The sequence below is a fragment of the Mycobacterium sp. genome (assembly GCF_049281135.1).
In the GTDB taxonomy this organism is placed as follows: Bacteria; Actinomycetota; Actinomycetes; order Mycobacteriales; family Mycobacteriaceae; genus Mycobacterium.
On the sequence record NZ_JBAPRN010000597.1, the window covers coordinates 1 to 5,741 of the forward strand.

General features: G+C 65.0%; 6 protein-coding genes and 1 pseudogene. 5 read left to right on the forward strand and 2 right to left on the reverse strand.

Features of this window, described 5'->3' with window-relative positions; all coding sequences use genetic code 11:
- Window positions 1-311: helix-turn-helix domain-containing protein (locus WAN02_RS23385; RefSeq protein WP_422266852.1), on the reverse strand; the 311-nt coding region annotated here is incomplete at its 3' end.
- Between the two features lie 146 nt (window positions 312-457).
- On the opposite strand from WAN02_RS23385, the pseudogene WAN02_RS23390 reads away from it, so the two are divergent.
- The 4 genes and pseudogenes from WAN02_RS23390 to WAN02_RS23405 form a co-directional block, all read left to right on the forward strand.
- Window positions 458-1,090, forward strand: a pseudogene (locus tag WAN02_RS23390) (carboxymuconolactone decarboxylase family protein); the annotation flags it as partial.
- Between the two features lie 9 nt (window positions 1,091-1,099).
- Window positions 1,100-1,834 (forward strand): helix-turn-helix transcriptional regulator, encoded by a 735-nt coding sequence (locus WAN02_RS23395; RefSeq protein WP_422266854.1) that lies wholly within the window; start codon window positions 1,100-1,102, stop codon window positions 1,832-1,834.
- Window positions 1,835-1,902: 68 nt separating this feature from the next.
- Window positions 1,903-2,361: a class I SAM-dependent methyltransferase gene (locus WAN02_RS23400; protein WP_422266856.1), complete on the forward strand. Its 459-nt coding sequence runs from the start codon at window positions 1,903-1,905 to the stop codon at window positions 2,359-2,361.
- A 136-nt stretch (window positions 2,362-2,497) separates the two neighbouring features.
- Window positions 2,498-3,598, forward strand: a complete 1,101-nt coding sequence (locus tag WAN02_RS23405; RefSeq protein ID WP_422266858.1) for an alpha/beta hydrolase fold domain-containing protein — start codon at window positions 2,498-2,500, stop codon at window positions 3,596-3,598.
- Here WAN02_RS23405 and WAN02_RS23410 read toward each other — a convergent pair.
- Window positions 3,545-4,441, reverse strand: a complete 897-nt coding sequence (locus tag WAN02_RS23410; RefSeq protein WP_422266860.1) for a sigma-70 family RNA polymerase sigma factor — start codon at window positions 4,439-4,441, stop codon at window positions 3,545-3,547. The two genes, WAN02_RS23405 and WAN02_RS23410, sit on opposite strands and share 54 nt — an antisense overlap.
- Window positions 4,442-4,530: 89 nt before the next feature.
- Here WAN02_RS23410 and WAN02_RS23415 point away from each other — a divergent pair.
- Window positions 4,531-5,741, forward strand: a 1,211-nt coding sequence (locus WAN02_RS23415) for an aspartate aminotransferase family protein (RefSeq protein WP_422266862.1), incomplete at its 3' end; no start/stop codon positions are given.

Here is a 5,741-nt window from a genome sequence, read left to right on the forward strand (position 1 = left end):
TGCGCAGCCCTGCGCAATAACGGATCAGGTTGCCACCGTTGCCCGATGCGCCCGATCAGCGCCCCGATGTAGTACCGATGCTCGATACGCTGCACCGCTCCGAGGGCGACCAATTGTTCGGTGAGCCGATATGTCGACGTTTTCGCCAATCCGCTGGCACGAGCCAGCGCGGTCAGGCCCAACCCGTCGTCCGCATGAGCGAGCACGTCAAGCACGGCGAAAGCGCCGACGAGAACTCCGCGGCCGCGACATGCGTCGGGCGCAGCCGTCATCGACGATCGTTGGGCGTCAGGTGCAGTGTCGACATTCATGTCGCCTCGCTGACCAAGCCCCCGGTTTAGCCCCATGAGCGGTTTCTAGACTCGCGTGAATTTTATACGCCGGCGGATCGGGAAATGTGACGTACTTACAAGACGAAACAAGTCTCGGTTCGCCACCGGCGTCACGATTTCTGCGGCCGTGCCGTCTGACTGACATGACACAGAAAACCCGCATCGAACCCCTGCCCCCGCAACGGGCCAACTGGTTGCTCCGCGCGATGTACCGCTACACGAAGCGGCGCTTTGGCGAAGTCCCCGAGCCCTTCGCTGTCGTCGCGCATCACCCGCGGCTGCTGGTCTCGTACGCCGTCCACGAGACCATGCTGCAATCGTCCTCGCGCAAGCTGCCGACCAGCGTGCGCGAGCTGGCAGTGCTCTGGACTGCGCGCACCGTCGGCTGCTCGTGGTGCGTTGACTTCGGGTCGATGCTGCTTCGCCTCGACGGACTGGATGTCGAGCGCATCAAGGACATCGGAAACTACGCCACTTCACCATGTTTCACCGATGATGAGCGAGCCGCGATCGCCTATGCCGACGCGATGACCACCGATCCGCACAGCGTCACCGACGAGCAGGTAGCCGACCTACGGACCCGCTTCGGCGAGAACGGCGTAATCGAGCTGACTTATCAGATAGGGACTGAAAACATGCGGGCCCGGATGAACACCGCACTGGGCATCGCCGAGCAGGGCTTCAATTCCGGTGACGCGTGCCGGGTTCCGTGGCTGACCGATCCCAGCCAGACCGGCGAAACCCCTGCACAGCGCTAGAGTGGCGGCATGCAGGTCTGGGAGCTGGGGCCGGGCCGGCTCATGGTCGCCGGCGGCTTCTCCGACCTTGCCCTGCACCACCACGCCGCGGTCCAGGTCACGGCCGGTAGGCGTGGTCCATTGACGGTTACCCAGGACGGCGACACACACGAGATGTGCCGGCTGGTCGTGATCGCCAGCGGAGCACGCCATGCCGTGCGATCGGAGTCGGAATCCGCGGCATTGACGCTTTACCTCGGTCTGCAGACCCCGCAGGGCATTGCCCTGAACACCATGGCGCGCCACGGTGTCTGGGTTGTCGACGATGGGCAGCAGGTAGCCGAGACGACCGCCGCGTTGCTCGATACCGACGGTCCGGACGCCGCTGCGGAGTTTCTCGTCGATCAGCTTTGCGGGACGCAGCAGCCGGGATCCGTTCACCCCCAGCTGCGGCAGGCGATCGAAGTCGTGGCGAGCCGGGTGCCCGAACGTATCGATGTGGCCTCGGTCGCGGGGACGGTGGCGCTATCGCCCGACTATCTCGGGCGGCTGTGCAAACAGCAAACCGGCATCTCGTTCTCGGCCACAATCCGTTGGGAGCGGCTGGTTGCCTCCGTGAGCTACCTGCTCGACGGTTACTCCGTCACCGACGCCGCCCACCTGGCCGGGTTTGCCGACGGGTCGCATGCCAACAAGGTGTGCTGGGAGATGACTGGGGCGACCCCGCACGAACTCGCCGACGCGGTTCGACGCACCTTGCTCTGACGCCCTGATCTGACGGATCCGTACAAGCGTTCCCGTGGTGGCTGAACCACGCTAGGAATATGCCCGCAATGTCCTCATTCGAACGTGCCTACTGCTGCAGCTCGTTTTGGCGTTCCAGCAGCTCGACCGTCGCGCGTGAACTTCGCGCTCGACGACTGGGCCGCGATGTCCTGGAAATCGGCGCCGGGAGTGGATCGGTCGCCCAACAGGTTCTCTCGCAGAATCCCGAACTTGCCTGGACCGCAATAGATATCGATCCGCACATGACGCAGGCCGCCGCAACTCGGTTGGGCGGCTTCGCACGCGCATCGGTGAAAACGGCCGATGCCACCGCGATGCCATTCCCAAATGATTCCTTCGACTCCGTCGTCAGCTGCCTGATGCTGCACCACATCATCGACTGGGAGCGCGCCGTGGAAGAGGTCGCACGCGTGTTGCGTCCGGGAGGGACCTTCATCGGTTACGACCTGACCCGTACTCCACTCGCGAGCTGTTTCACCGATTGGACGGCTCGCAGTATCGGCTGATCGTGCCCGACGACTTCCGCAACGAGTGCGCCCGACATGGTCTCACGGCGATCCTGCAGTCCCGGCTTCTAGGCCATGTCATGCGGTTCGCCGCCCACAAGAACTGAAAAGCCCACAGAGATAAGGAGATATTGTCATGACAGGTAAACGAACCCGGGTAAAGGCCGCGGTGGTCCGCGGCGCCTTCGGGTTGCCCAAATCGGTCCGCCGGCTGCTGGCGGGTGCGCCGTTGCGAATCGACGGACAGGTCATGGCGCTCGATGCACAGCTCGCCATCGCCCTCAAAAACCGCTCCGGCTCCGATGTTTTCGACGGAGCCGTGGAGGAGGCCCGAGCACGGTATGACGAACTTCCGCATCTCATCGGCTATCAGCCACCGGTACCCGTCGCGACCCGGGAGATCGCCATTCCCGCCGAGCACGGCGAGGTCCCAGCCACCCTCTACACCCCCGCCGACGTGCCCGAGCCGTCCGGGCTGCTGGTGTACTTCCATGGCGGCGGCTTCTCGGTCGGTTCACGTTTCAGCCATGACCCCATCGCCCGTTACCTGGCGAGCCATGCCGGCGCGCGAGTTCTCTCGGTGGAGTACCGGCGCGCGCCGGAACACCAATTCCCCGCCCCGGTGAACGACGCGCTCGCCGCGTTCGAGTACGCCCGCGACCATGCTCGCGATCTGGGTGCCGATCCCGCCCGCATCGCGATCGGAGGTGACAGTGCCGGCGGAAATCTCGCCGCCGTGACCACACAGCAGGCAGTGCGACGAGGCGGCGAAGCCCCGTCGTTCCAGCTGTTGATTTATCCCGCGACCGATCTGAGTACTCGCCGGCCATCGCGTGACCTGTTCGCGAAGGGCTCGACCTTCACCGAACGCAACATCCAGTGGGTGATGGCCAATTACATACCTGCGGGAACCGATCTGGAAGATCCGCGACTGTCACCACAGCATGGCGACGTCGCCGGCTTACCGCCCGCCTATATCGCCAGCGCTGGTTTCGATCCGGTCCGCGACGACGGTGAGGCATACGCGTACAAGCTGCGGGCCGGGGGAATCCCGGTGGCACTGACCCGTCAGGCCGACCTGCCGCACGGTTACCTCAGCTTCATCGGTCTGGGCGGCCGATTCGCCGAAGCCGCTAGCGAAGCCGCCGGAGCGCTGCGGGTCGGCCTGGCCCTGGGTTCATGGTCACCGGCGCAACGGAGAGCCGGTGAACTTGTCGGGATTGGCGATATCCCATAGGGCGCAGACCTTTCCGTCGCGCACCGTCATCGCCATGATCCGCGGCAGCATTTCCCGGTATCCGTCGCTGGCCGGCAGGCCGGCCGTATAGATGCCGAGCTCGCCGTTGATGAACGCCAGCTCATACGCGGTATACATCGACGGGCCATAGCGTTGGGCGAGGCCGAGCATGAACCGAACGACCTTGTCCGCGCCATGGATGACCTGAACTGCCGTGGGCGCCTTGCCATCCGAATCGCCGGTGAACGTCACGTCGGGATGTAACAGCGCCACCACAGCGTCCAGGTCGCCGTCTGCCATGGCGGCGATCAGCCTGCCGACCACCTCGTCGTGCGACGGGTCAGGTTCAGGTGGCGGCGAAGTGGTGACGGCTTTGCGGGCTCGCGAGGCCAGCTGTCGGGCGGCGGTTTCGCTGGTTCCGAGCACCTGCGCCACTTCGGCGAACGGGATGGCGAATCCGTCGTGCATTACGAACGCAACCCGTTGGTCGGGCGAAAGGCGTTCGAGCACAACCATCGCCACGAACCGGGCATCCTCTCGTGCTACCACGGCGCACAGCGGATCGGCTCGGTCGAAGCCGGTCACCACCGGCTCGGGCAGCCAGTTGCCGGTGTACGTCTCCCGACGGTGCGCGGCTGACCGCAACCGGTCCAGCCCGAGCCGGCTCACCACAGTGGTCAGCCAGGCCTGCAGGTCGGCGATTGCGTTGTCTTGTCGAGCCCAGCGCAGCCAGGCTTCCTGGACGATGTCCTCGGCATCGGCTACGGTCCCGGTCAGCCGATAGGCGACCGACATGAGATGCGGCCGCAACGCTTCGAATTCGGTGACCTGCGTTGAGGTCATGGCGCCAGCCTAGCCCGGCGACGGCGAGCGCCGGAAGGGTGTGAGAAAGGAGCCGGGCCACCAAACCGGGCGCTAGGCTCACGAACACCATGCTCGACCACCTCTGGCTGCACTTCGCGCGGCACGGCCCGGATATCACACCGCCGGTCATCACCCGCGGTGAAGGCGTGACGATCTTCGACGACACCGGCAAGAGTTACCTCGACGGGCTGTCCGGGCTTTTCGTGGTGCAGGTCGGACATGGCCGCGCCGAGCTGGCGCAAGCCGCCGCCCGGCAGGCCGGCACACTCGCCTACTTTCCGTTGTGGGGGTACGCCACACCACCCGCAATCGAGTTGGCCGACCGGATCGCGGGCTACGCCCCCGGCGAGTTGAACCGGGTGTTCTTCACCAGCGGCGGCGGCGAGGCCGTCGAATCGGCCTGGAAACTGGCCAAGCAGTATTTCAAGCTCACCGGCAAACCTGCTAAATACAAAGTCATTTCACGTGCGACCGCCTATCACGGCACCCCGCAGGGTGCGCTGGCGATCACCGGGCTGCCGGCCTATAAGACGCCGTTCGAACCGCTCACACCCGGCGGCTTCCGAGTGCCGAACGCCAATTTCTACCGTGCACCGGAGCCGTTGCGCGCCGACATCAAAGCCTTCGGGCAATGGGCGGCCGACCGGATCGCCGAGGCGATCGAATTCGAAGGACCTGACACCGTCGCCGCGGTGTTCCTCGAGCCGGTGCAGAACGCGGGCGGCTCGATCCCGCCGCCGCCGGGTTACTTCGAACGGGTGCGGGAAATCTGCGATCACTACGACGTGCTGTTGGTGTCCGATGAGGTGATCTGCGCCTGGGGCCGAATCGGGTCGATGTTCGCCTGCTCCGACTTCGGCTATCAGCCCGACATCATCACCTGCGCCAAGGGTTTGACATCGGGGTACTCGCCGATGGGTGCGATGATCGCCAGCGACCGGCTGTTCGAGCCGTTCAACGACGGTAAGACGGTATTCCCGCATGGCTACACGTTCGGCGGCCACCCGGTGTCGGCCGCCGTTGCGCTGGCCAACCTCGACATCTTCGAGCGCGAGGGCCTCAACGACAACGTCAAGCGCCAGGCTCCGGCTTTGCGTGCCGCCCTGGAGCGACTCTACGACCTGCCGATCGTCGGCGACGTCCGCGGCGAGGGCTACTTCTACTCGATCGAACTCGTCAAGGACCAGGCGACCAGAGAAACCTTCACCCGCGAGGAAAGCGCAAAACTGTTGCCGCAGATCGCGTCGTCGCTGTTTGAGGCCGGCCTGTACACCAGAAC